At 47.3% G+C, this 25,563-nt stretch carries 24 protein-coding genes and 1 riboswitch; of the genes, 23 read left to right on the top strand and 1 reads right to left on the bottom strand.

Features of this window, described 5'->3' with window-relative positions:
- Positions 1-54 precede the first annotated feature (54 nt).
- The 20 genes from MHB84_RS09400 to MHB84_RS09305 all read left to right on the top strand — a co-directional run bounded on the left by MHB84_RS09400 (position 55) and on the right by MHB84_RS09305 (position 21,598).
- Positions 55-192 (top strand): hypothetical protein, encoded by a 138-nt coding sequence (locus MHB84_RS09400; protein WP_162842470.1) that lies wholly within the window; start codon positions 55-57, stop codon positions 190-192.
- Between the two features lie 129 nt (positions 193-321).
- Positions 322-585: a DUF1294 domain-containing protein gene (locus MHB84_RS09395; RefSeq protein ID WP_063568208.1), complete on the top strand. Its 264-nt coding sequence runs from the start codon at positions 322-324 to the stop codon at positions 583-585.
- Between the two features lie 187 nt (positions 586-772).
- Positions 773-1,207, top strand: a complete 435-nt coding sequence (locus MHB84_RS09390) for a universal stress protein (RefSeq protein ID WP_024633549.1) — start codon at positions 773-775, stop codon at positions 1,205-1,207.
- A gap of 270 nt (positions 1,208-1,477) precedes the next feature.
- Positions 1,478-1,579: riboswitch (purine riboswitch) on the top strand.
- 182 nt (positions 1,580-1,761) lie between these two features.
- Entirely contained in the window at positions 1,762-2,247 is a 486-nt protein-coding gene (purE, locus tag MHB84_RS09385; RefSeq protein ID WP_076291681.1) for a 5-(carboxyamino)imidazole ribonucleotide mutase, read from the top strand.
- Positions 2,244-3,446 carry a 5-(carboxyamino)imidazole ribonucleotide synthase gene (gene purK, locus MHB84_RS09380; protein WP_076291580.1) on the top strand — a complete coding sequence of 401 codons (1,203 nt, stop codon included), beginning with the start codon at positions 2,244-2,246 and terminating at the stop codon, positions 3,444-3,446. The genes purE and purK overlap by 4 nt, the downstream gene beginning before the upstream one ends.
- Positions 3,443-4,741 (top strand): adenylosuccinate lyase, encoded by a 1,299-nt coding sequence (purB, locus tag MHB84_RS09375; RefSeq protein ID WP_063568205.1) that lies wholly within the window; start codon positions 3,443-3,445, stop codon positions 4,739-4,741. The genes purK and purB overlap by 4 nt, the downstream gene beginning before the upstream one ends.
- Positions 4,742-4,972: 231 nt before the next feature.
- On the top strand, positions 4,973-5,845 hold the full coding sequence (locus MHB84_RS09370) for a phosphoribosylaminoimidazolesuccinocarboxamide synthase (RefSeq protein WP_076291581.1): 873 nt from the start codon (positions 4,973-4,975) through the stop codon (positions 5,843-5,845).
- Between the two features lie 51 nt (positions 5,846-5,896).
- Positions 5,897-6,133 carry a hypothetical protein gene (locus tag MHB84_RS09365; RefSeq protein WP_076291582.1) on the top strand — a complete coding sequence of 79 codons (237 nt, stop codon included), beginning with the start codon at positions 5,897-5,899 and terminating at the stop codon, positions 6,131-6,133.
- A 311-nt stretch (positions 6,134-6,444) separates the two neighbouring features.
- Positions 6,445-6,690: a phosphoribosylformylglycinamidine synthase subunit PurS gene (gene purS / locus MHB84_RS09360; protein WP_024633544.1), complete on the top strand. Its 246-nt coding sequence runs from the start codon at positions 6,445-6,447 to the stop codon at positions 6,688-6,690.
- Positions 6,691-6,694: 4 nt separating this feature from the next.
- Positions 6,695-7,384 carry a phosphoribosylformylglycinamidine synthase subunit PurQ gene (gene purQ / locus MHB84_RS09355; RefSeq protein WP_024633543.1) on the top strand — a complete coding sequence of 230 codons (690 nt, stop codon included), beginning with the start codon at positions 6,695-6,697 and terminating at the stop codon, positions 7,382-7,384.
- The gene (gene purL, locus MHB84_RS09350; RefSeq protein WP_076291583.1) at positions 7,362-9,605 is read left to right on the top strand and encodes a phosphoribosylformylglycinamidine synthase subunit PurL; all 2,244 of its coding nucleotides are present in this window, start codon (positions 7,362-7,364) and stop codon (positions 9,603-9,605) included. Before purQ ends, purL begins: the two co-directional genes overlap by 23 nt.
- Positions 9,590-11,068, top strand: coding sequence for an amidophosphoribosyltransferase (gene purF, locus MHB84_RS09345; RefSeq protein WP_076291584.1), 1,479 nt, complete (start codon positions 9,590-9,592; stop codon positions 11,066-11,068). The genes purL and purF overlap by 16 nt, the downstream gene beginning before the upstream one ends.
- A gap of 292 nt (positions 11,069-11,360) precedes the next feature.
- A complete protein-coding gene (purM, locus tag MHB84_RS09340; RefSeq protein WP_076291586.1) occupies positions 11,361-12,401 on the top strand; it encodes a phosphoribosylformylglycinamidine cyclo-ligase in 1,041 nt (346 codons plus the stop codon).
- A complete protein-coding gene (gene purN, locus MHB84_RS09335) occupies positions 12,401-13,018 on the top strand; it encodes a phosphoribosylglycinamide formyltransferase (protein ID WP_076291587.1) in 618 nt (205 codons plus the stop codon). Before purM ends, purN begins: the two co-directional genes overlap by 1 nt.
- Before the next feature lie 340 nt (positions 13,019-13,358).
- Complete coding sequence (purH, locus tag MHB84_RS09330) at positions 13,359-14,906, top strand: bifunctional phosphoribosylaminoimidazolecarboxamide formyltransferase/IMP cyclohydrolase (protein ID WP_076291588.1); 1,548 nt, start codon at positions 13,359-13,361, stop codon at positions 14,904-14,906.
- A 130-nt stretch (positions 14,907-15,036) separates the two neighbouring features.
- Positions 15,037-16,302 (top strand): phosphoribosylamine--glycine ligase, encoded by a 1,266-nt coding sequence (gene purD / locus MHB84_RS09325; protein ID WP_076291589.1) that lies wholly within the window; start codon positions 15,037-15,039, stop codon positions 16,300-16,302.
- A gap of 726 nt (positions 16,303-17,028) precedes the next feature.
- Entirely contained in the window at positions 17,029-18,366 is a 1,338-nt protein-coding gene (locus tag MHB84_RS09320) for a hemolysin family protein (protein WP_076291590.1), read from the top strand.
- Positions 18,367-18,646: 280 nt separating this feature from the next.
- The gene (locus MHB84_RS09315; protein WP_076291591.1) at positions 18,647-19,729 is read left to right on the top strand and encodes a hemolysin family protein; all 1,083 of its coding nucleotides are present in this window, start codon (positions 18,647-18,649) and stop codon (positions 19,727-19,729) included.
- A gap of 298 nt (positions 19,730-20,027) precedes the next feature.
- Entirely contained in the window at positions 20,028-20,978 is a 951-nt protein-coding gene (locus MHB84_RS09310; protein WP_076291592.1) for a ring-cleaving dioxygenase, read from the top strand.
- Between the two features lie 14 nt (positions 20,979-20,992).
- Positions 20,993-21,598: an alpha/beta hydrolase gene (locus MHB84_RS09305; RefSeq protein WP_076291682.1), complete on the top strand. Its 606-nt coding sequence runs from the start codon at positions 20,993-20,995 to the stop codon at positions 21,596-21,598.
- Positions 21,599-21,722: 124 nt separating this feature from the next.
- On the opposite strand, the gene MHB84_RS09300 is transcribed toward MHB84_RS09305, so the two are convergent.
- Complete coding sequence (locus tag MHB84_RS09300; RefSeq protein ID WP_076291593.1) at positions 21,723-22,400, bottom strand: stalk domain-containing protein; 678 nt, start codon at positions 22,398-22,400, stop codon at positions 21,723-21,725.
- 195 nt (positions 22,401-22,595) lie between these two features.
- Here MHB84_RS09300 and MHB84_RS09295 point away from each other — a divergent pair, with 195 nt between their 5' ends.
- The 3 genes from MHB84_RS09295 to MHB84_RS09285 all read left to right on the top strand — a co-directional run bounded on the left by MHB84_RS09295 (position 22,596) and on the right by MHB84_RS09285 (position 25,444).
- Complete coding sequence (locus tag MHB84_RS09295; RefSeq protein WP_076291594.1) at positions 22,596-23,486, top strand: alpha/beta fold hydrolase; 891 nt, start codon at positions 22,596-22,598, stop codon at positions 23,484-23,486.
- A gap of 63 nt (positions 23,487-23,549) precedes the next feature.
- Positions 23,550-24,842: a threonine ammonia-lyase IlvA gene (ilvA, locus tag MHB84_RS09290; protein WP_076291595.1), complete on the top strand. Its 1,293-nt coding sequence runs from the start codon at positions 23,550-23,552 to the stop codon at positions 24,840-24,842.
- Complete coding sequence (locus tag MHB84_RS09285; protein WP_143764823.1) at positions 24,842-25,444, top strand: GNAT family N-acetyltransferase; 603 nt, start codon at positions 24,842-24,844, stop codon at positions 25,442-25,444. Before ilvA ends, MHB84_RS09285 begins: the two co-directional genes overlap by 1 nt.
- Positions 25,445-25,563 lie beyond the last annotated feature (119 nt).

Genomic DNA, 25,563 nt, shown 5'->3' with positions numbered 1-25,563 from the left:
GTCGTATAAGATTCTCCTTTTTCAGGCAACGTAAGCCTAGGAGGTGATACGTAGATGCCACATAACAAACCAGAAAAGATTCATAACCAACAGAACAAAGACAGCATTCAGGAAGAGAGTATCTCTGTACGTCCCGAAAAGGCAGCAAAAAGAGCACCAAACCTGAATGGTATTCCTAAACAGGAGTCATAGGTTCGGTATTCGAGATTCATTGCTTCTAAATATCTTTGCGGTTCCCTTCTCGCGTTGATCATGTTCCTTCAGAGGACTATAATGGAGGTACAGGGAGATGTCCCGGGACAGGGGGACCGCTAGAATTATATGCAAACTGGATTGATACTGTGGTTTTTATTTATCAACGTAGTAGGTTACCTGGTCATGTCAGATGACAAGAAACGTGCTCAGCGCCGTCGAGACCGTACACCCGAACGAACGCTGTTTCTGCTGGCCTTTATTGGTGGGGCATTGGGGGTATGGATTGCAATGTATCGTAAACGTCACAAGACCAAACATCCCAGTTTTACGATCGGCATTCCGTTGTTGTTATTCCTAAATGCGGTAATCTATGGGTATTTCCTGCAATAAGGTAAGGATTGAATGGTTAGGATCTGCTGTACTCCAGGTGAATGACTAGAATGATTATGTAAAATGTTTCTTATAAATGGTTCATTTAGACCTGGGGACGTTTAAGGAGTTACATGGTTCTTGTATTTTATGTCAGACCGAAGCTGGCTTCGAATGTTCTACATATAAAGGAAGGGACGGGATTTACATGTTATTCTCCAAAATACTAGTTGCTTATGATGGTTCGAAAGCTTCAAATAAAGCACTTGATCGTGCGATTGAGTTAGCCAAAGTTTCTCCGGGTGCTGTTTTGGATGTTATCCATGCCTTTGACTTTCCACGTGTATTCATCGGGGAAGGATTGGCACCTTTGCCACCTTCATTGAATAATGACTACTATAATCTGGCGGTGCAAACAACGGATGAAGCGAAAGAGCGGATTCAGGCTGCTGGCGTTACAGCGAACGTGGATCTGATTCAAGGAGCTGCTGCCGAGGTTCTTCTCGATTATGCCAAAGAAAACGGATCGGACATTATTATTATTGGTAGTCGTGGTCTTGGTGGAATCCGGGAATTTGTCTTGGGCAGCGTCAGTCACAACGTAGTTCAGCATGCTCAGGTTCCGGTACTTATCGTGAAATAATTATAGAATGTGTGTATACACATAATAGAGAAAAGCCGGCTGTCTTCGATAGGTTGAAGAGGGGTCGGCTTTCTTTTTTGGAATAAAAGGGTTGCTGTATCTTCGAATGATCGGTTATTTCCGAACATTACATTTGTCAATATGTTAAATGTTCGTCTTTAAGTTGACATTAGCTGTAGGGGATTGTTAGAATGTTAGATGTGTCGATCAGTTATATATAAGGTCGAGTAGGTTCGAAAGATGTGGAATCTTCAATATTAATGAATTAATTTGTTGAAATAGATATTTGCTCGTATAACGCCGGGAATAGGGCCCGGAAGTATCTACCCGGGAACCGTAAATTTCCGGACTACGAGGAGATACGGCTGAGAGACGCATGAAGATGCGGACAGCAAGCCTGCCTTTGGCATGCCCAAATGCGGGATACGTATTTCTTGGAGTCCGGTGTCCGGAGAAAATGTGATGTTTTCGCGGGTAGCGGATTTTTTCATTTCACAATAAACGAGATGCAACAGGATGAAACCAAAACGCTCAGACGGGAGTTGGATGTATTCATGTCAGTACAGGTAGCTGTAATTATGGGCAGTAAGTCGGATTGGGAAACGATGAAGTATACTTGTGAGGTGCTGGACGAGCTGGAGATTGGGTATGAAAAAAAGGTCGTATCTGCGCATCGCACACCAGATTTGATGTTTGAATATGCGGAGCAAGCGATTGACCGTGGATTCAAGGTCATCATTGCAGGTGCGGGCGGGGCGGCACATCTGCCCGGTATGGTCGCTTCCAAAACGATGCTTCCGGTCATTGGAGTTCCCGTGCAATCCAAGGCGCTAAATGGTCTCGATTCCTTGCTGTCCATTGTTCAGATGCCTGGTGGCATTCCCGTCGCAACGGTAGCGATTGGCAAGGCAGGTGCAACGAATGCCGGATTGCTTGCGGCTCAGATCATTGGTGCTTTTGACCAGGATGTCCAGCGTCGCAGCGAAGCCCGCAGAGAGCGAATCAAACAAGAAGTGCTCGAAAGCAGTGACGAAATATGACGAATACAAAAATTCAATCCGGATCAGCAGGCGAAGCAGAATGTGTCTTGCTCCCAGGAAAAACAACCATCGGTGTTCTTGGAGGTGGGCAGCTTGGACGGATGCTGACACTTGCCGGAACAGCGATGGGTTATCGGTTCGTTACACTTGATCCGGCAGCAGATGCTCCTTGCGGACAAATTGCCGATCAGATTGAAGCGGGATATGACGATGAAAAAGCTGCACTCGACCTGGCTCGGCAATGTGATGTAATTACTTATGAGTTCGAGAATGTAGATGCAGATGTTGCTTCTCTCCTAGAACGGGAATCCTATGTACCGCAAGGAAGTGCGTTATTGTACACAACCCAGCATCGTTTGCGTGAAAAACGAGCCATTGAGGCGGCTGGTGTACGTGTAGCTCCTTACCGGGAAATTACAAGCAAGGACACCATGAAGGCAGCAGTGAGTGAACTGGGTGTTCCTTGTGTACTGAAGACGGTGACCGGCGGATACGACGGCAAGGGGCAACGAGTTATTCGCGAAACCAATCAGGCGGTAGCTGCTTATGAAGAACTCGCAGCTACCGGTGCGGAACTGGTATTGGAGCAATTTATCAAGTTTGACTGCGAAATTTCAGTCGTTGTTGCACGCAGCACGAATGGAGAAATTAAGACGTTCCCGCCTGCGGAGAACATTCATGTGAACAACATTTTGCATGCTTCGATTGTACCCGCAAGAGTGGCGACTGAAATACAGATTGAGGCGCAGAAGTTGGCAGCAGCAGTGGCTCAATCCATACAAGCCGTTGGATTGCTCGCAGTGGAGTTGTTTGTTGCGGCAGATGGAAGACTGTATGTGAATGAGTTGGCACCTAGGCCGCATAATTCCGGCCACTATACGATGGAGGCCTGTGCCACATCACAATTTGAACAGCATATTCGTGCGATTTGCGGATTGCCGCTTGGAGATACTTCATTATTGAGCCCGGTTGTTATGGTCAATGTGCTTGGAGAACATCTGGAAGGTATAATTGCCAGAACGGGTCAGGCTGACGCGGAAGCGTTGGAACTCGGTGTGATTCCTAAGCTTCATATATATGGTAAATCCGAAGCGAAGAAAGGACGGAAAATGGGGCATGTCAATCTGCTCTGCCAGGATGTCGAAGAAGGATTACAATGGATTGAACAAACTAATCTTTGGAGGAATACAAATTTATGATCGAACGTTATAGCAGACCCGAAATGAGAGCTATTTGGACAGAGGAGAACAAATTCAAGTCATGGCTGGAAGTTGAAATTTGTGCATGTGAAGCTTGGGCAGAGCTTGGCGTCATTCCTAAGGAAGAAGCAGCATTGCTTCGTCAGAACGCTTCTTTTGACATCGACCGCATTTACGAGATTGAACAGGAAACACGTCATGACGTTATTGCTTTCACACGTACGGTATCGGAAAGTCTGGGAGCAGAGCGGAAATGGGTGCACTACGGACTGACTTCCACGGATGTCGTTGATACGGCTCTCGGATATGTACTTCGTCAGGCAAACGAAATCTTGGAACGAGACATCGTGAACTTTATCGAAATTTTACGTGACAAAGCGAAGACTTATCAGCACACGCCAATGATGGGACGTACACATGGGGTGCATGCGGAGCCAACGACATTTGGTCTGAAAATGGCACTCTGGCATGAAGAAATGAAACGGAATCTGGAGCGTTTCCGCCACGCGGCAGACAACGTACAGTACGGTAAAATCTCTGGAGCAGTTGGCACATACGCGAACATCGATCCATTTGTTGAAGAGTTTGTCTGCGAGAAGTTGGGTACGAAGCCTGCACCAATCTCAACTCAAACGCTGCAACGTGACCGTCATGCAGAATACATGGCTACACTGGCATTGATCGCAACATCTTTGGACAAGTTCGCTACAGAAGTACGTGCGCTGCAAAAGAGTGAGTTCCGTGAAGTGGAAGAAGCATTTGCGAAAGGTCAAAAAGGATCTTCGGCAATGCCGCACAAACGTAACCCAATCGGCAGTGAAAATATTTCCGGTCTGTCCCGCGTCATTCGTGGACATATGGTATCGGCATACGAGAACGTGACACTGTGGCATGAGCGTGATATCTCGCACTCTTCCGTAGAGCGTATCATTCTGCCGGATGCAACGATGCTGCTGAACTACATGCTGAACCGTTTTGGTAACATCGTGAAGAACCTGACGGTATTCCCTGAAAATATGAAACGCAATATGGAGCGTACCTTCGGTGTACCATTCTCCGGTCGCGTAATGACGAAGCTGATCGACAAAGGTTTCAGTCGCGAGCAAGCGTACGATACTGTTCAACCACGTGCGATGCAAGCATGGGAAGAACAACGCCAGTTCCAGGATATCGTGAAATCCACACCGGAAATCACGGAAGTGCTGAGCGAAGAGGAAATCGCAGATGCGTTCAACCCATCATGGCACCTGAAGCACGTAGACACCATCTTCAAAAAGCTTGGTTTGAACGACTAATTACTACTTAAATATAGGTTGATTATGTGATCACGCTTGGAACGAAGAAGGCAGAAAAAACCTGGAGAAGCGAAGCGCTCGCCTTTATTCCCGGATTTTCACTTTGGAAAAGTGGAATCAAAAAAATTCGGGAATAACAGCGATCGAAAGGTTGTTCTGCATTCGGAGTGGTTAGCGAGATTAGGGAAATGGAACTTATATTTTACATCTCTTGAAAGAAGGTGAGCCTCCATGGCGCTGTCCACTGCGGCAGATCTCGTTAAAGCTCCTTTGTTATATAAGGGAAAAGTACGTGAGTTGTACGATCTGGGTGAACATTTTCTCATCGTGGTTACGGACCGGATTTCGGCATTTGACTATGTGCTGGACCCAGCCGTTCCCGAAAAGGGCAATGTGCTTAATAAACTGAGTAGCTTCTGGTTTGAACTGACGGGCGACATGATGGATAACCACGTGGTGCATACGGATGTAAACCAATTGGGCGATATCATTACTGATTCTGGACTGCTCAAAGACCGCATCATGGTGACCCGCAAAGCCGAGCGCATTGATATTGAATGTGTGGTGCGTGGATACATTACCGGTGGTGGATGGAGACAATATGAGAAAAGCGGAGAGGTCAACGGCATCAAGCTGCCGGATGGACTTCGCAAAAACGCCAAGCTCGACGTTCCCATCTTCACCCCAGCAGCTAAAAACGATGTCGGTCATGACGAAGATATTTCGATGGATCGAATGAAAGAAATTGTGGGAGATACTCTCGCGATTGAGCTTCAGGAAAAGAGCCTGCGTCTCTACGAATTCGCTCGCGACTATTGCGATCAGCGGGGCATCATTCTCGCAGACTGCAAATTCGAGTTCGGCATGGTCGATGGCAAAGTCATTCTGATCGATGAAATCTTCACGCCAGACGCTTCTCGCTTCTGGGCCCAGGAGAATTATGCACTCGATATCGAGATCGACAGCATGGATAAAGAGCCAGTGCGCACCTATCTGTTAGGCAGCGATTGGGACAAGAACAGCAAACCTGACCCGCTGCCACAAGAGGTAGTGGAGGCCACAACCGCAAGATACGTCGATATTTATAATCGTCTAACGAAATAATAGGTTGTAACGTTTTCAGTGAGCTTCGGGAAAGTTTGAGGAGGCTAACGTTTGAGTGGGCTACGGGAAAGTTTGGCTTACGATCGCTGTTGCCCCCGGAATGTTTTGATTGGAATCCTTTTTTCAAAAGGAAACATTCCGGTTGCAAAGGCGAACGCTTACGCTTCTCCAGCTCAAATCTTTCCCTCCGCCAGTGTCAAACTGGGGGATGAGGCAATTAAGAGCGATGGCTTCCCACAGGTAGGGAAGCCTGAAAAGATTACGAGAATTAAATTCATTGATTACTAAAGTAACTTAAAAACCATTCACTGGTTTCACGTAATGGTCAGTCCCGACCATTACACACCGTGCAACGTAAAAGGTTTTGGCCTTTAAAAAACGTCGCATGGACTAGCGGAGGGGCGGAATTGTTCTTAAAGGAGCGATAGCGTTCGCCTTTGTCCCCGGGATTTGACCGCACAGCGGTTCAAAACAATCAAAAAAACCTGGGGACAACAGCGACCGGAAGAACAATCCGCCCCGGAGCAAGCTCCCAAGTCACTTTTTTTAACAGCGTAAAGCATTTATCCCGTTCATTACTGAGGAGGAACATAAGGATCATGATCAAAGCAACCGTCTATGTCACTATTAAGCAAAGCGTTCTCGACCCGCAAGGAGTAGCTGTTCAAGGTGCCCTGCACTCGATGGGATTCAATGAAGTGGAAAGTGTACGGATTGGTAAAGTCATGGAACTGACTCTGGATACAACAGACCGTGCGGAAGCGGAGAAACGATTGACAGTAATGTGTGAGAAGCTGCTGGCTAACACCGTTGTTGAAGATTACCGCTACGAATTGGAGGGTTAATCCCATGAAATTTGCAGTTCTTGTGTTTCCTGGCTCCAACTGCGACATCGACTGTTACAAAGCAGTAGAAGATGCGATTGGACAAGAGGTTGATTATGTATGGCACACGGCTACAGATCTATCGGCTTATGATTGTATCCTAGTTCCAGGTGGTTTCTCTTATGGAGACTATCTGCGCTGCGGAGCGATCTCCCGTTTTGCACCCGTAATGAACGAGGTAGCTAAGGCTGCTGAACAAGGTAAATATATTCTGGGCATTTGCAACGGATTCCAGATCTTGACTGAAGCAGGATTGCTTCCTGGTGCTTTGATCCGAAATATGTCGCTGAAATTCCGTTGTCACGATACGGTGTTGAAAGTAGCGAATGCAGATACTCCATTTACACGTGACTATGCACCTGGGGAAGAGATTGTTATTCCGATTGCTCACGGTGAAGGAAACTATTACTGTGACGAGGAAACGCTCGCGAGTTTGCAGGCTAATAACCAGATCGTCTTTACGTATGGCAGCAACCCGAACGGATCCCTGGGTGATATCGCGGGAATCTGTAATGAGGGTGGAAACGTGGTTGGTATGATGCCACATCCAGAGCGCGCGGTGGACTCACTACTGGGTTCGGAAGACGGCAAACGTATGTTTACATCTATTTTGAAAGCATGGAGGGATCGGCATGACGCAGCAGCTATCCGCTAAGGAACCGACGGCAGAACAGGTCGCAGAACATAAACTTTACGCACAAATGGGCGTGTCTGACAGCGAGTATGAGCTGATCTGTGAGTTCATGGGGCGTAAGCCGAACTACACGGAAATTGGTGTTTTCAGTGTAATGTGGTCCGAGCATTGCGCGTACAAAAACTCCAAGCCATTGCTGCGCCGTTTCCCAACAAGTGGGCCACGTGTCCTGATGGGACCTGGTGAAGGTGCCGGTATCGTGGATATCGGTGATAACCAGGCCGTTGTATTCAAAATTGAAAGCCATAACCATCCTTCCGCGGTTGAGCCTTACCAAGGTGCTGCAACAGGTGTAGGCGGAATTATCCGTGATATTTTCTCCATGGGCGCAAGACCGGTTGCATTGCTGAACTCCCTTCGTTTTGGCAAGCTGGAGAGCGATCGCGTTAAATATTTGTTCGAACATGTTGTAGCAGGTATTGCAGGATACGGGAACTGTATCGGTATTCCTACCGTTGCTGGTGAAGTGATGTTTGATGAGAGCTACGAAGGCAATCCGCTGGTTAACGCGATGTGTGTGGGACTGATTGATCATGACAAGATCCAGCGCGGTGTAGCTAAAGGTGTGGGGAACCCAGTGTATTATGTTGGGCCACCAACAGGCCGGGATGGTATTCATGGAGCAACCTTTGCATCGGTTGAACTGACGGAAGAATCCGAGTCCCAACGGACAGCGGTTCAGGTCGGTGACCCGTTTATGGAAAAACTGGTGATGGAATCTTGTCTGGAATTGATCGACACGGGAATCGTGCTGGGAATTCAAGATATGGGTGCCGCTGGTCTGACATGTTCGAGTGCAGAGATGGCAAGTAAAGCAGGTAATGGTCTGGAACTGTATCTGGATCAGGTGCCACAGCGTGAAGAAGGCATGACACCTTACGAGATGATGTTGTCCGAGTCCCAAGAACGGATGTTGTTCGTCGTTGAGCCGAAGGATGAGGCGCAGGCGATGGAAATCTTTGAACGTTGGGGCGTAATCTGTGCCAAAGTCGGCAAAGTAACGGATGATGGTCGTCTGAAATTGATTCACCACGGCGAAGTGGTTGGAGACATGCCGGTAACAGCACTGGTTGACGAGTGCCCTGTGTATGACAAACCTTCTTCTGTACCTGCCTACTACGAGCAAAGTGCTTCCATCGACACGCTTCGTTACGACGAAGTGTCGGATCTCGGCGGAGCGTTGAAACAAGTGCTGGCTTCACCAACAGTAGCGAGTAAAAAATGGGTTTATGATCAATATGACTACATGGTGCGTACAAGCACTGCCGTTCGTCCTGGTTCGGATGCAGCCGTAGTTACGATTCGTGGTACACGCAAAGGTCTCGCGATGACAACGGACTGTAATGGACGTTATGTTTATCTTGATCCTGAAGTAGGTGGACGGATTGCCGTAAGTGAAGCAGCGCGTAACATTGTATGTTCCGGTGCAGAGCCGCTGGCGATTACGGACAATCTGAACTTCGGTAACCCGGAGAAGCCGGATATTTTCTGGCAAATGGAGAAAGCGGTAGACGGTATGGCGGAAGCTTGTCGTGTGCTGGATACACCGGTCATCGGTGGTAACGTAAGTCTGTATAACGAAAACGCCAAAGGCTCCATCTATCCAACGCCAGTTGTCGGTATGGTAGGTCTCGTTCATGATACGGATCATATCACGACACAAGCATTCAAATCCGAAGGAGATGTTATCATCCTCCTCGGTGAAACAAAAGCTGAACTGGGTGGTAGCGAGCTGCAATACGCGGTTCATGGTCAGACGGAAGGTCGTCCACCAGAATTGAACTTGCAAACGGAAAAAGCATTGCTGGGAACCGTGCTGGAAGCTATTCAATCCGGTCTCGTTCGCTCTGCACATGACTTGTCTGAAGGCGGCTTGGCTGTTGCACTCGCAGAGTCTTGTATCAGCGGTAACGTAGGCGCACAGGTGAATGTGGAGACTGCATTGCGTGCAGATCACGCCCTGTTCAGTGAGAGCCAATCCCGTATCTTGTTGTCGGCTACGCCAGAGCAAGCGGGTAAACTTGAAGCATTTGTACGTGAGCGCGGTGTACCTGTAGCTGTGATTGGACGTGTAGAAGGAAGTAACCTGACGATTGAATTGAACGGAACATCAGCCGTGAGCGAACCTGTAGGAGGTTTGGCTCAGGTCTGGGAGGATGCGATTCCATGTCTCATGAACTGACGACAGGACCGTTGTGGACAGGCGATTATTATAATGAAGGGTCCGGCAAGGAAGGACTCGACAAATTGAAGGAAGAATGCGGCGTGTTCGGGGTGTTCAGACACCCTGACGCGGCTTCGCTCTCCTATTATGGACTGCATGCGCTGCAACATCGTGGCGAAGAAAGTGCAGGCATGTGTGTGAGTGATGGCAGCCAGTTTAACTATCATCGCGGCATGGGTCTGGTGAAGGAAGTCTTCACCAAAGACCTGATGCAAACGTTGACCGGGGATATCTCTATCGGACATGTTCGCTATTCTACAAGCGGTGACAGTAAGCTGACGAACGCACAACCATTGGTATTTAAATACCGTGATGGTGATCTTGCTGTAGCAACGAACGGAAACATTGTAAATGCGCCAACAATCCGGCGTGAGCTGGAGCAGAGCGGATCTATTTTTCAAACGACCAGTGATACCGAAGTTATTGCCCATCTAATCGCGAGATCTTCCAAAGGATTGGTAGAAGCCGCGAAGGATGCGTTCCAGCGTATTGTGGGTGGTTATGCATTTCTGATCATGACCAACGACAAATTGCTGGTTGCTTCTGATCCCCATGGTCTGCGTCCGCTCACAATGGGTAAATTGGGAGATGCGTATCTGTTCGCATCCGAGACATGTGCATTGGAGACGATTGGTGCAGAGTTGATTCGTGACATTGAACCGGGTGAACTGTTGGTGCTGGATGCGGATGGTCTTCACGAGGACCGCTTCGATCATCACAAACACCGCAAGGCACTGTGTGCGATGGAGTATATCTACTTTGCCCGTCCGGACAGTGACATGAATGGTGCAAACCAGCATGCTGCGCGTAAACGGATGGGTAGCCGGATGGCGATTGAGTCGTTTGTCGATGCAGATCTGGTAACAGGTGTACCGGACTCCAGTATTTCCGCGGCAATCGGCTACGCCGAGCAGACAGGGATTCCGTATGAGATGGGTATGATCAAAAACAAATACACCGGACGTACGTTTATCCAGCCAAGCCAGGAACTGCGGGAACAAGGCGTGAAGATGAAACTGAGTGCTGTGCGCCGTGTGGTAGAAGGCAAACGCGTGGTCATGATTGACGATTCCATCGTACGGGGAACAACTTCCCGACGGATCGTAAACATGCTGCGTGATGCCGGAGCAACGGAAGTACATGTACGCATTACATCACCACCATTCAAAAACCCGTGCTTCTACGGCATTGATACGCCTGACAGCCGTGAATTGATTGCCTCCCAGCTGTCAGTGGAAGAAATTTGCCGTGAAATCAACGCGGACTCCTTGTCGTTCCTCAGCCCCGATGGGCTGATTACGTCGATTCAGGGAGATAATCAGGATGATTACAAAGGCGGGCTATGCCTCGCTTGTTTTGATAATGATTACCCAACCCGCCTTGACTTCGGCGGCGAAGAGAAATTCGGCTGCAGCTGCTAGCCCTTAAGCTCCGCCTTGCGGAGCAACAGGGGCCAGGGCAGCGGTGCGAAGCGCCTGCCCCCGCGGGCGAACCCCGCAGCGCAGCCAAGCGGGGTTCGCCGACCGGTGGCCTGCGGCCAACGGAATCGGCGAACAACCACGCGAGCACACGAACGAACCAACCATAGCAAGATCATACCAGCCACCCCTGCACCGCTTGTTTGGCGGGTGTCCAGAGGGCCTGCCAAGGTCCTTTGGGGTCCTCCCGGGCGGGAGGATTTAGGAGGGGCGAAAAAAAAGGAGCTGATTCCACTTGTCCGAAGCATACAAAAACGCCGGCGTCGATATCGCGGCAGGCAACGAAGCGGTTGAACGGATGAAAAAACACGTGAAGCGTACCTTCCGTCCGGAAGTGATGACAGATCTGGGAGGCTTTGGCGCCCTGTTCGGTTTGAACAAAGATAAATATGATGAGCCGGTGCTTGTATCCGGTACAGACGGTGTAGGAACCAAGCTGAAAATCGCATTTGCCATGGACCGTCATGATACCATCGGAATCGACGCTGTAGCCATGTGTGTGAACGACATTGTGGTACAGGGCGCAGAGCCGCTGTTCTTCCTCGACTATCTGGCTTGTGACAAAGTCATCCCGGAGAAAATCGAAGCCATCGTTGCGGGAATCGCAGAAGGATGTCATCAGTCGGGCTGTGCTCTGATCGGTGGCGAAACGGCCGAAATGCCGGGTATGTACAGTGAAGGTGAATACGATATTGCCGGATTTACCGTAGGTATCGTGGACAAAGCGAAAATCATTAACGGTACAACGATTGCTCCTGGCGATACGGTCATCGGACTTGCATCCAGCGGTGTGCATAGTAACGGATTCTCCTTGGTACGCAAACTTTTGTTGGAACAAGCCGGATTGGACTTGCAGGATGAAGTCGCTGAACTGGGTGGAAAACTGGGTGACGCACTGCTGGAACCAACGAAAATCTATGTAAAACCACTCCTGTCCCTGCTTGAAAAGGTAAAAGTAAAAGGCATGGCCCACATTACTGGTGGTGGCTTCATCGAGAACATCCCGCGTATGCTGCCAAGCAGCGTGAATGTAGATATTGATTATGGTTCTTGGCCGATTCTTCCAATCTTCAGCCTGCTGCAAGAAAAAGGATCTGTCTCAAACCGCGACATGTTCACCACGTTTAATATGGGGATCGGACTTGTCCTGGTCGTGAACGAAGCAGATGCAGGTGAAGCATTGGAACAATTGAAAGCATCCGGTGAAGAAGCGTACATCATTGGACGTGTGACCGAAGGAGATGCGCGAGTAACCTTCACGGGAGCGGATGTTTAATGGCGAACTACCGTATTGCTGTATTTGCCTCTGGTGAAGGGTCGAACTTTCAGGCATTGGTTGATGCAGCACGGAATGGAGTGCTGGGGGCATCCATAGATCTGCTGGTATGTGACAAACCGGCTGCACGTGTGGTGCAACGGGCGCAGGATGCAGGTGTGGAATGCCATCTGTTTACTCCCAAAAGTTATGATTCCCGCGAAGCCTACGAGGCCGAGATCGTGGAAGTGCTTGAATCCAGAAACATTGATCTGGTTGTTCTTGCCGGATACATGAGATTGTTGACTTCAGTAGTCGTGGATCGCTATGCAGGACGACTGATTAACATTCATCCGTCCTTGTTGCCAGCGTTTGCAGGCAAAGATGCCATAGGGCAGGCACTGGAATATGGCGTTAAAATCACCGGTGTTACCGTCCACTTTGTGGATGGGGGAATGGATACAGGGCCGATTATTGCCCAGCATCCGGTTTCCATTTTGCCAGAGGACACGGCTGAATCCGTCAGTCGGTCCATCCATGCTGCCGAACAGCAGCTGTACCCTGAGGTTGTATCCTGGTTTGCTCAGGGATGGGTTCAACTCGAAGGTCGACAAGTTACGGTACGGAAACCGGTTTGATATAAGTTGGAATCTTTTATACGTTAATGGAGAGGCCAGAAATAAGCTGTAGAAGCGAAGCGCTCGCCTAAAAGCTTTCTGAAAGAAAGCTGCATCGGAAGCATATGCTTCGCTTTTATCACCGGATTTTCCCTTTAAGAAAAGGGAATCGAAAAATCTGGGAATAGCAGCGATCGAAAGATTATTCTGGACTCGTAGTGTTTTAGTGTAAACTCATTCGTTCAACTTATATAACAGAAGTCGAAAATTGGTACGCATTTTGTGATATTTCTCGGGAAATAAATCGGTTGTGTTTCGCCATGAAACGCGAAGCCATGGGACATTAAAGGAGGAGCATATTGTGAGTATCAAAAGAGCGCTGGTCAGCGTATGGGATAAAACAGGCATCGTGGACTTTTGCCGCGAGCTGTCGCAAATGGGTGTGGAGATTATTTCGACAGGAGGTACAAGCAGTCTGTTGTCGAAGGAAGGCGTACCTGTCATCGGAATTTCGGATGTGACCGGATTCCCGGAGATTATGGACGGACGTGTTAAAACATTACATCCGGCAGTGCATGGTGGTTTATTGGCTGTACGTGACAGCGAAGAGCACAAGCGCCAGATGGAAGAGAATGGACTGGATTATATCGACCTCGTTGTTGTAAACCTGTATCCGTTCCAGGACACCATCGCCAAACCGGACGTAACGTATGAGGACGCAATCGAGAACATCGATATTGGTGGTCCAACCATGCTTCGTTCTGCTGCCAAAAACCATGCTTATGTTAGTGTCGTTGTAGACACAGCAGATTATGGCAAGGTGCTTGAAGAGGTTCGCAGCAATGGGGACACCACACTCGAGACACGCAAACGGCTTGCGGCAAAAGTGTTCCGCCATACAGCGGCATACGATGCAGTTATTTCCGATTATCTCTCCAACCTGAACGGTGATCCACTGCCAGAGCGTCTGACGGTTACTTACGAAAAACTCCAGGATTTGCGCTACGGCGAAAATCCACATCAGCAGGCGGCATTCTATCGCAAACCGCTGGCAGCCCAAGATACGTTGACAACAGCCGAGCAATTGCATGGCAAAGAGTTGTCCTACAATAATATCAACGATGCGAACGCAGCATTGCAGATTGTGAAAGAATTTGAAGAACCGGCAGTTGTGGCGGTTAAACATATGAATCCTTGCGGCGTGGGTATTGGCGAAAGCATCTACGAAGCTTATGGAAAAGCTTATGCGGCTGATCCAACTTCTATCTTTGGTGGAATCGTGGCAGCCAACCGCATTATCGATAGCGATACAGCAGCTAAACTGAGTGAGATTTTCCTGGAAATCGTACTGGCTCCTGATTTTACACAAGAGGCACTCGACATCCTGACCAAAAAGAAAAATATTCGTTTGCTCAAAACGGGTGAACTGAACGCTGCCCGCAATCGGGAAAGTAACTTCGTAGTAACCTCCATCGACGGCGGCATGATCGTGCAACAAAGCGATGTGCATTCCATTGAAGCGAGCGAGCTCAAGGTAGTTACAGATCGTGCACCATCCGAAGAAGAACTGAAACAGTTGTTGTTTGGTTGGAAAGTGGTTAAGCACGTGAAATCCAATGCAATCGTGCTTGCAGCAAACGACATGACTGTAGGTGTAGGCGCAGGGCAAATGAACCGTGTGGGCGCAGCCAAGATTGCTATTGAACAAGCTGGAGAACTAGCCAAGGGAGCCATTCTGGCATCCGATGCGTTCTTCCCAATGGGCGATACACTGGAACTTGCAGCGAAAGCTGGAGTTACAGCCGTTATTCAACCAGGTGGTTCAATCAAGGACGAAGAGTCTATCAAAGTAGCGAATGAATACGGCATTGCCATGGTCTTCACAGGCGTTCGTCACTTCAAACACTAGAACGAAAAAGGTTTAATAAGGGGTGTCGCCTGTCATGCTTATGACTTATGGTACACCCCTTCTTTTTTAAGCTATTTCAATATGTAATAGTATAACAAAACCAGTTATGCACGAAGGGGGAACAACACTAATGGATATTCTGGTAGTGGGCGGCGGTGGCCGGGAACACGCAATCATATGGGCACTGGCGAAAAGTCCGAAGGCAGGCAAGATTCATTGTGCTCCGGGAAATGCAGGCATTGCACAGCTTGCCGAGTGTCATCCGATTGCGGTAAATGAATTCGATAAACTGACGGCGCTTGCCGTTGAGCTTAACGTGGGATTGGTTGTTATTGGGCCAGACGATCCGCTCGCTGATGGCATTGTAGACGCTTTTGATAAAACAGGCATTCCGGTATTTGGACCACGCCGCAATGCAGCAGAGATTGAAGGCAGCAAAACGTTTATGAAAGACTTACTGCACAAATACAATATTCCGACTGCAGCCTATGAGAAGTTCGACAATTACGAGCAAGCGCAGGTTTATCTGAATGAGCAGGCCATTCCTGTGGTAATCAAGGCCGATGGGCTGGCAGCTGGAAAAGGTGTTACCGTAGCCTATTCCCGTGATGAGGCTGACCAGGCACTCCGCAGCATTATGGTGGACAAAGTATTTGGTGAAGCAGGAGCCAAAGTCATTATCGAAGAATTCCTGGCAGGTCAGGAAATGTCGATTTTGGCGTTTGTCGATGGGGAGACAGTTCGTCCGATGGCTGCTGCACAGGATCACAAACCGGTATTCGACAATGATCAGGGGCCAAACACGGGCGGAATGGGTACATACTCGCCATTGCCACATATCCCGGCTTCGATTATTGAAGAAGCGGTAGAGACGATTATCAAACCAACAGCCAAAGCGATGGTATCCGAAGGGCGCCCGTTCCAAGGTGTATTGTTTGCGGGGCTGATGATTTCGCCAGATGGTAAACCCAAAACGATTGAGTTCAACGCTCGTTTCGGTGATCCTGAGACTCAGGTCGTATTGCCGCGTCTGAAGAGTGATCTGTTCGACATTTTCTGGGCAACTGTGCACGGGAAATTGGCGGATATCGAGATTGAGTGGAGCGACGAAGCCGCTGTATGTGTGGTGCTTGCATCTGGAGGCTATCCTGGTCCATATGCAAAAGGTGTAGTTATTGAAGGCCTGGATCAAGTCGACGAAGCAGTGGTATTCCATGCTGGAACGGCACGTAATGAATCTGGAGAATGGGTCACCAATGGTGGACGGATTCTAGGCGTTGTGGGTCTTGGTTCTGATATTGCCGAAGCCAGAAACAAAGCCTACGCTCAAGCGGAACGTATTCATTTTGACGGTAAACATCAACGTTCTGATATTGCTGCCAAAGCGTTGGTATAACTAATTCTAATTCATTGTAACTTGATAAAGTGAAACCAAAGGGCCCGTAAAGGTGTACACCGAAAAAGGTGTTTGCATCCTGCGGGCCCTTTTCAACGTATACATCATTATCGTTTCATTGCTGGACTTGTCATGGTCCGGATAAGGCAAAGAAGAATGGTTGTACTTAAAGGCCTGTAGTAGGTTTAATCGACTAAAGTAAAGGGTACCATTTCTATAAACTGTTCTATACTAATTATGTGAACCATATCACATAAAATAAAACTGTAGATCGAGAAAGACCACATACATAAAAGTTTATTTTGTGAACTCATTTTATTATCTATATTCCAAACCATAACGTGCAACTGGATGGTTTGGCGTAGAACATGTTATACTTTTCTGAAACAGGAATGAACAAGAGGGGAGGTGGATATCTATTGGGAAGGCGATATTGTAAACTGTCCAAATGGAGAATTTTGGTGGAGTAAATCGAGAAACAATGACAGCATGAGGGGGAACCCTGTCTCTAGTGAAGTAGTTTCTATAAGTGATTGACTTCATCCTGAATTCCTGTTTTGCAATTTTACAAGGTCAAAGTACTACCTATACACAATTTATCATTTATCGATTTCATATAAGGCATACGCCATATTGAACGTCAATCAGCTGTTGAATGGTTAACCAAGTTAACCGATGACGCTGTAACTATCTCTGGAGGTGAATCCCTGAGAAGCGGGGAAATCATTGGACATAATCACCATATTAAATATTGTATTACTCATTATCTTGATTGCGTTGACCGCATTTTTCGTTGCATCTGAGTTCGCTGTGGTTAAGATTCGTACATCAAGAGTGGATCAACTGGTTGCCGAGGGGAATAAAAAAGCCATATTGGCCAAAAAAGTAGTCTCGGACCTCGATTATTATCTGTCAGCCTGCCAGCTTGGTATTACCGTAACTGCCCTTGGATTGGGGGCGCTCGGTAAGCCAACCGTTGAAAGGTTGTTATACCCGGTATTTAATTATCTGGACGTTTCAGCTTCCATATCGGCGGTTGCTTCCTATGCGATTGCCTTTATCCTAGTCACGTTCCTGCACGTGGTGGTTGGGGAGATGGCTCCCAAAACGATGGCGATTCAATTTTCGGAAAAATTGACGCTGTTGCTCTCGCCGCCGCTATATTGGTTCGGAAAAATTATGTATCCCTTCATTTGGGCGCTGAATGGTGCATCCCGGGTAATTCTTCGGACATTTGGCGTGAAGCCTGCCGGACATGAACAGGCCTACTCGGAGGATGAGATCAAAATCATCATGAACCAGAGCTATGAAGGAGACGAGAACAACAAGACTAAGCTTTCGTATCTGGAAAACGTATTCGTGTTCGATGAGCGTGATGCCAAAGACATCATGGTTCCGAGGACAGAGCTTGTGACACTGAATCAGAATATGACTTATGACGATATCATTCCGATATTGGATGAGCATAATTATTCACGTTATCCCGTTATCGAGGATGGGGATAAGGACCGAATTGTTGGTGTAGTGAATGTGAAAAAGATTTTGCCTGACATGGTCGCCCTTAGGGAGCACCAACTTATCGATTTTGTTCGGGAGATTCCGTTCGTATCTGAAGTTACAAGTATCCAGGATGCCATGATCAAGATGCAGCAGGAACGCGTGCACATGGCTGTGGTGGTGGATGAGTACGGAGGTACTTCGGGAATCATTACAATGGAGGATATTCTGGAAGAGCTTGTCGGCGAGATTCGGGATGAGTTCGATGCTGATGAAGTTGCAGACATTCAGATAACCGGAGAGAACCAATATCTCATTAACGGCCGGGTGCTGCTGGATGAGTTGGAGCGACAGTTTGGGCTTGTATTTGAAGGTAATGAAGAAATGGATACCGTGGCTGGATGGATTCAGTTCCAGAAGGGTGTCGGTGTGGAACAAGGCGATACGGTAGAACACGGTGATTATGTCTGGACCGTTGTGGACGCAGAAAATTTTCACATTAAGCAGGTTCTGCTTGAACGTGTAAACGGTGCTCAGGTCGAGGAATCTGCCAGTGACCTGGCGTGATGTTGGTTCGATCATGACTGTAATCTAGGGTATGACTGCCCATTTGGCTACTGCCCTCAGAATTTAAATGTTTTGGTAACGTAGCAGTGTTGGGGACGGAATCGATTCTGAAGAAGCGTAGCGTTCGCGTTTGCAAACCAATTTTATACCTTTGAAAACAACAATCAGGGAAATTTGGAGGCAATGGCGATCGGAAGAACGAGCCGTCACCGGAACGTCACTCGTGCAACCTTAATATAAATTTTACTTGGAGGTGAATCCCTCAGATTGAGGGAAATCATTGGACGGAATAATAGCCTTAAACTTATTTTTAGTAGCCGTATTTATAGGGCTGACTGCCTTTTTCGTTGGAGCGGAATTTGCAATTCTGAAAGTACGGATGTCCCGAATAGATCAGTTGATCTTGGAAGGAAACAAAAAAGCGGTATTAGCCAAAAAAGTGGCTCACAATCTCGATTATTATCTATCTGCGTGTCAATTGGGTATCACGATCACAGCATTGGTATTGGGTGCGTTGGGTGAACCCACTGTTGAGAAAATGCTTCATCCGCTGTTTGAGCGACTGGAAGTCCCAGCGGCATTGTCTACGGTACTTTCGTACGGGATTGCCCTGGCAATCATCACGTTCCTGCATGTGGTTATCGGTGAATTGGCACCGAAAACACTGGCGATCCAGTTTGCAGAGAAGATGACATTATTGCTTGCACCACCGCTATACTGGTTTGGTAAGATCATGAATCCGTTCATCTACGCGCTGAATGGGGCTGCACGTCTATTGCTTGGCATCTTTGGTATAAAACCTGCCGGTCACGATACGGTTCACTCCGAAGAGGAACTGAAGCTGATTATGGCGCAGAGTTACGAGAGTGGAGAAATTAATCAGACAGAGCTGGACTATCTCAAAAACATTTTTGCTTTTGATGAACGTTTGCTTCAGGAGATTATGATCCGCAAAGAAAAAATCGTCACGCTGGACAAAGAAATGCCGCTGGAACGTATGATCGAGGTTCTAAAGCAGCATGAATATACACGTTTCCCGGTGATCGAAAAAGGAAATCAGGATCAATTCATTGGATTTATCCATACAAAGGAAATGCTTACGAGTGTTGCCGCAGGCCGGGAGTTCAACATGGATACGTTTGTACACGACATGTTGAAATTTTCTGAGTTATCGCCAATTAAGGATGTCTTGGTCCAGATGCAGCAAAGTCGTTCCCATATCGCAACAGTTCATAATGAAGATGGGGAAACAGTTGGTCTGGTTACGATGGAGGATATTCTTGAAGAAATTGTTGGAGATATTAAGGACGAGTATGATGGCAAAGATCTGGTTCAACCTCCTAAGCGATTAAAATTAACCTAAAACGTAATGCGAGATTGTAAGAATTGATGTTGTGCGGCGGAAATAAAATAGGATTGAAGGAAGACAGGTTTCCGAGTGATCGGGACCTGTTTTTTGTCCATTTCGGTATACTCTCAGGCGGCATTAGCAGGTTAAAGCCCAGTAATATCTTAACTTTAAAACAAAAGCTTGCTTATTTAGTCCTAATGGATTAATATAAATTTAAAGAATCTTAATTTAAAGATAAATAACAAAAAGCGATGCATAACGAAATTCTAAATATAACAATGAACCAAATAAAACCAAGGGAGTGGAGATTATGTTCAGAACTTCAGGAATCCATCACGTTACGGCTTTTGTAGATGATGCACAGAAAAATGTTGATTTTTACGCAGGTGTATTGGCACTGAGACTGGTGAAAAAAACGATTAACTTTGATGCACCGGATGTGTACCATCTGTATTATGGCAATGAGGACGGTGCACCGGGCACCATCATCACCTTCTTCCCTCAACAAAATGCCAGAAGAGGTGTCATCGGTGCAGGACAGACGGGCGTAACCGTATATGCGATTCCGGTGGGCAGTCTGCCATTCTGGAAAGAACGTCTGACCTCTTTCGATATTCCATTTGAAAATAAAACAAGATTTGGCGAGCAGTACATTCGCTTCTTCGATAAAGGCGGTCTGTTGCTCGAATTGGTCGAGCGAAAAGGAGGCCAGCCAAACCAGTGGGCATTCAACGGTGTACCGTCGGAACATGCCATCAAAGGTTTTGGTGGAGCTGTATTATTCAGCCATGTACCTGACAAAACAACGGAAGTGCTGACAACGATGCTCGGTCTGGAACAGGTAGGGGAAGAGGATGGAATCATTCGTCTACAGGCGAGCGGTGACATCGGTCAACTGATCGACATTCAATCAACTGGAATCCAGCGGGGAATTGGCGGAGCAGGTACGGTTCACCATATCGCATGGCGTGCAAAAGATTATGTCGAGCATGAACAAATGCAGCAGGAGCTCCAAAAAGCCGGTTATCATCCAACTTCGGTCATTGACCGTCAGTACTTCAACGCTGTGTATTTCCGGGAACCGGGAGGTATACTGTTTGAACTGGCTACTGATCCTCCAGGATTTGCACGGGATGAACCACAGGAAAGCATGGGTCAAAAGCTGATGTTGCCTGAATGGTATGAACCACAGCGTGAGCAGATTGAACAGCTGCTGCCACCTATTCAAGTACGTGAATGGAAAGGAGAGTCCAAATCATGACTACTACCAATACAATGAAACATATTTATAAAGCAGGTTCTCAGCCAGATGCACCCACCCTTTTGTTGCTGCACGGCACAGGTGGAACGGAGAACGATCTGGTAGGTCTGGCCGAGATGATTGCCCCAGGAGCAGGTATTCTGGGGGTGCGTGGTAATGTATCCGAAAATGGAATGCCCCGTTTCTTCCGCCGTTTGGCGGAAGGGGTGTTTGACGAAGAGGATCTCATTGCACGGACAGCGGAATTGGGTTCTTTTGTGGATGCAGCTGCTGTGGAGTATGGCTTTGATCGTGCCAATGTTTTCGCACTGGGCTACTCCAACGGAGCAAATATCGCAGCAAGTCTGATCTTCCACCAGGCTGACGTATTTAAAGGAGCGATTCTGCACCATCCGATGGTACCGCTTCGCGGTTTGGAATTGCCAGACCTGAAGGGGCTGCCTGTATTCATCGGCGCAGGAGAGAACGATCCAATTGTGCCGAAACGAGAAACGGATGAACTCGCTTCATTGCTTAGTGGAGCAGGTGCAGTCGTGCATATGCACTGGGAACGTCAGGGGCATCAGTTGACTCGTACCGAGGTGGAGGCTGCTGTGGTTTGGTTTAAGACTCAGGCTTGAGTCGAAGTGACTGTATGCAGAGGTAATATGTTATTGATAGCAAAAGAACACCGTTAACCGTACAGGTAATGGTGTTCTTTTTTATTGCTATAGTCTATACAAACTTAGATGTATCATTGATAATTTATTTGTAGCTACCAGTTACAAAAACGGACTGTGAATCAAATCCTATATTTGGTAGATCAGCAGTAAATTTAAGTTTTTTAACTCCTCCGATATCAAACGAAGCCGTTTGTTTTCCGCTAGAAGCATTTATTTCGAACTCTTTAAGAAGGGTATCTCCATCGAATACTTTTAGACTAACGGTATTATTCATTTTAACGGGAAATACAGAAAGTTCTATCGTTTGATATTTCCCTTCTGGAATTAAAGTGAATTCTTGACTTAAAAAAACTTCTTTGATAACTACTCCAGATTGATAATCTTTGTCTTGAACTGTAAATTGTTTGTCTTTTGTTACGAAGGAATCATGCTTCACTTCAATTTTTTCGGAAGTAATAGGTGTTGTATCTGTTTTCTCACCAAGCATAAGGGTCTGGCTACTGTTGTTATAATCTACGGCGACCCCAAGTGCTTCACCTACAGATCGAACAGGTAGATATGTCGTATTGTTATATGTAATTGCTGCTAGTTTTTTACCATTCTGATCTACTGGACTCCATGTTTTACCTGAAATGCTGTAGTTAATTCCCCAGTTAAGATTGGCAGTAATTTTCTCCAAGATAGGCGCGGCTCCTGCTCCGATAGCCATACCACCGAGAAGTGTAAAACTTGATAAAGCGATAATAAACTTTTTCTTCACAAATTATTCCTCCTAAAGTAAATATATGATTTCAATGTAATTATATTACTTTAGACATGGTGTGACAATGATTTTGTTGGTCTTAAAGACCTATGCCTTGTCCTAAAGTGTGGAATAATCTATAATCAAGTAATTGATAATCATTTTCAATTAGATTCGGTTTGTTATGACTATGCGTGTAATCAGGAGGGGAAGATGAAGCCTAACCATAGCTCACATTCTTTTGGTTCAAGTGCATTTATTCAGACCCGGGATGGTCGCAAACTACATTATATGTCCAGAGGAACAGGCGATCTGACCGTTGTATTTGAGTCCGGTATGGGCTTCTCACGATCGACTTGGGGGCTGGTAGCACCTGCTGTTGCTGAACATGCACGGGCTGTCGTGTACGATAGGTCGGGGACAGGGCGAAGTGAAGTCGATTCGTCTGCGCGCAATCTCCGTAGAATAGCAGAAGACCTGGACGATCTGCTGACTGCATTGGGGTCTGGTCCGTTCATATTGGTAGGGCACAGTTGGGGAGGCCCGATTGTACGAGCGGCTGCGGCCTCAAACCTATCAAGATTAAGGGGAATCATCCTGGTTGATCCTTCAGACGAGCATTGCCAATTGTACTTTTCCAAAGCAGCCAAATTCAATTTTGGCTTAAACAGTCTCCTAATTCCACTCATGGCACGTACAGGATTGTACAGATTATTAGGCAGCAGACCTGGAAGTGTACAGCCTGACGATGTTGTCAGGGATCACCGTTCCGAGGATTTCACTGTACGGGCGGCTAAGACAATGGTTGCAGAGTCGAACCCTTTTCTGACTGACTTGGCTTCCTTGCTGATTACTCCTCTCGATCTTGGTGATCTGGAGGTTAGCATTATATCAGGCACGAAAACAGGCATGGGAGAACGTAAAATAAGACCTGCTATTATCGAGGCACATCGCCGGACTGTGAGTACTTTAACGAATGCAAAATGGATCGGAGCCGATCGATCCAGCCATATGGTCATGTTTACAGATCCACAGGTCATTGTTGATGAAATATTGCGAATGGTAATTGATGCGAGCTCAGGCGCAAGAACAGAACAAAAGTGATACAATAAAAAGAAAAAGCAATGCTTGCATTGCCAACCAAGATAAGCGGAGTGTGGATAAGAGATGAAACCAGTGGAACAAGAACCAACGGGAACTGCCAATTCCGGCCGTACCGGTGTTGGCATGGAAGATATCGTGCGCGCACATCATGTACTGCGTGAAGTCATTGTAAGAACGCCATTGCAGCGGGATGCTGTATTGTCGGCCAAATATAACTGTAATGTGTATCTTAAACGGGAAGACCTACAGGTAGTCCGTTCGTTTAAAATTCGTGGAGCATACAACATGATTCGTAGTCTGACTCCAGCTGAACTGGAGAAAGGCATTGTCTGCGCGAGCGCGGGTAACCATGCGCAGGGAGTTGCTTTTTCCTGTAATGCGCTTAGCATCCACGGCAAAATCTTCATGCCGAGCACAACTCCAAACCAGAAGGTAAAACAGGTCCGTCGATTTGGTGGAGATAATGTTGAAGTGGTGCTGACAGGTGATACGTATGACGATGCTTATGAAGAAGCTATGCGTGCTTGTAATGAACAGGGCATGACGTTTATCCATCCGTTCGATCAACCGAAGATCATTGCGGGTAATGGTACGGTAGCGATGGAGATCATGGAGAGTCTGGATGAAAAAGCGGATTATGTTTTCGTAACTATTGGTGGCGGCGGTCTGGCTGCTGGTGTTGGAACTTACATGAAGACGGTTAGCCCGGAAACCCGCATTATTGGCGTAGAACCACTTGGCGCGGCTTCCATGAGTGAGGCGATGTTCCGCAAGCAGGTTGTGACGTTGGATGATATTGATAAATTCGTGGATGGTGCTGCGGTAAAACGCGTCGGTGATCTGACCTTCGACATCTGTAGCGGCACGTTGGATGACATCCTGAAGGTGCCTGAAGGCAAAGCCTGCACCACCATTTTGGAGCTATATAATGAAAATGCGATTGTTGTGGAGCCTGCCGGTTCTCTGGCGGTTGCTGCACTCGAGCAGTATCGCGAACAAATTGCGGGCAAGACGGTTGTCTGTGTGATTAGCGGCGGCAACAATGATATCGATCGGATGCAGGAAATCAAAGAACGTTCGTTGATCTACGAAGGTTTGAAATATTATTTCATGGTCAATTTCCCACAACGTGCGGGAGCTTTGCGTGAATTCCTTGTGGAAGTATTGGGACCCAATGACGACATTGCCCGTTTTGAATATACGAAGAAGCATGATAAGGAAAATGGACCTGCCTTGGTGGGCATCGAGTTGATGTACAAGGAAGACTACCAGCCGCTGATTGAACGTATGAATCGTAAAGGTCTCGCGTATACCGAACTGAACAAAAATCTCAATCTGTTCAACATGTTAATCTGATGAAACAATCCAATGTGAAGTCGGACCGTAGTGAGGCGCAGCCTCTGTTGAGACCTGCTCGCATAGAAGATGCGGCACAAGTCATTCCTCTGCTTTATCAGGCGATTGGTGATATTGCCTATGCTCTGGCGGGTGAAGGTGAGCATGAGAAAGCGATGCAGATATTGCAGCAATTTTACGTGCAGGAAGACAATCGGATCAGTTATCGCAATATAACGGTAATGGAGCAGAACGAACAGGTCGCTGGAATACTGGTGGCATATGATGGCGGTGAAGCAGATCGTCTGGATCAGCCGATTCTGGATCGGCCTGGTCGGAGTACAGATGAGAAATATACGTTGGTCAAAGAAACCCGTCCCGGGGAGTATTATCTGGATACTCTATCCGTAAGCGAAGCGTATCAGGGGCAGGGTATCGGCAAGGCATTGATGGCTGCTTTTGAGCAGCAGGGTAGGGAACTGGGACACTCCCAGGTATCCCTCATTGTTGAACGTGACAATGGGCGGGCCTTGATGTTGTACGAACGCCAAGGTTATATCAAGGATGAAGTGATTGTCATTGCTGGACATGAGTATAACCATATGGTCAAGCCAATTTTGTAGTTCTTGCATCTGAACCGGCCTGGTATAGGAGATTCAATTCATCGATAGAACCACAAAGAAAACCGACATGGGAGCGAATCCTATGTCGGTTTTCTTTGTGTTCTTTAAGTGCTTTAGGT

It is taken from the genome of Paenibacillus sp. FSL F4-0087, assembly GCF_038020215.1.
Taxonomy (GTDB): domain Bacteria; phylum Bacillota; class Bacilli; order Paenibacillales; family Paenibacillaceae; genus Paenibacillus; species Paenibacillus taichungensis.
This window is presented reverse-complemented; position numbering and strand designations above follow the sequence as displayed.

Bases quoted from the DNA above. Each gene is read 5' to 3' on its own strand.
- MHB84_RS09400 (WP_162842470.1), top strand. From the start codon at position 55: ATGCCACATAACAAACCAGAAAAGATTCATAACCAACAGAACAAAGAC.
- MHB84_RS09395 (WP_063568208.1), top strand. From the start codon at position 322: ATGCAAACTGGATTGATACTGTGGTTTTTATTTATCAACGTAGTAGGT.
- MHB84_RS09390 (WP_024633549.1), top strand. From the start codon at position 773: ATGTTATTCTCCAAAATACTAGTTGCTTATGATGGTTCGAAAGCTTCA.
- purE (WP_076291681.1), top strand. From the start codon at position 1,762: ATGTCAGTACAGGTAGCTGTAATTATGGGCAGTAAGTCGGATTGGGAA.
- purK (WP_076291580.1), top strand. From the start codon at position 2,244: ATGACGAATACAAAAATTCAATCCGGATCAGCAGGCGAAGCAGAATGT.
- purB (WP_063568205.1), top strand. From the start codon at position 3,443: ATGATCGAACGTTATAGCAGACCCGAAATGAGAGCTATTTGGACAGAG.
- MHB84_RS09370 (WP_076291581.1), top strand. From the start codon at position 4,973: ATGGCGCTGTCCACTGCGGCAGATCTCGTTAAAGCTCCTTTGTTATAT.
- purS (WP_024633544.1), top strand. From the start codon at position 6,445: ATGATCAAAGCAACCGTCTATGTCACTATTAAGCAAAGCGTTCTCGAC.
- purQ (WP_024633543.1), top strand. From the start codon at position 6,695: ATGAAATTTGCAGTTCTTGTGTTTCCTGGCTCCAACTGCGACATCGAC.
- purL (WP_076291583.1), top strand. From the start codon at position 7,362: ATGACGCAGCAGCTATCCGCTAAGGAACCGACGGCAGAACAGGTCGCA.
- purF (WP_076291584.1), top strand. From the start codon at position 9,590: ATGTCTCATGAACTGACGACAGGACCGTTGTGGACAGGCGATTATTAT.
- purN (WP_076291587.1), top strand. From the start codon at position 12,401: ATGGCGAACTACCGTATTGCTGTATTTGCCTCTGGTGAAGGGTCGAAC.
- purD (WP_076291589.1), top strand. From the start codon at position 15,037: ATGGATATTCTGGTAGTGGGCGGCGGTGGCCGGGAACACGCAATCATA.
- MHB84_RS09310 (WP_076291592.1), top strand. From the start codon at position 20,028: ATGTTCAGAACTTCAGGAATCCATCACGTTACGGCTTTTGTAGATGAT.
- MHB84_RS09305 (WP_076291682.1), top strand. From the start codon at position 20,993: ATGAAACATATTTATAAAGCAGGTTCTCAGCCAGATGCACCCACCCTT.
- MHB84_RS09295 (WP_076291594.1), top strand. From the start codon at position 22,596: ATGAAGCCTAACCATAGCTCACATTCTTTTGGTTCAAGTGCATTTATT.
- ilvA (WP_076291595.1), top strand. From the start codon at position 23,550: ATGAAACCAGTGGAACAAGAACCAACGGGAACTGCCAATTCCGGCCGT.
- MHB84_RS09285 (WP_143764823.1), top strand. From the start codon at position 24,842: ATGAAACAATCCAATGTGAAGTCGGACCGTAGTGAGGCGCAGCCTCTG.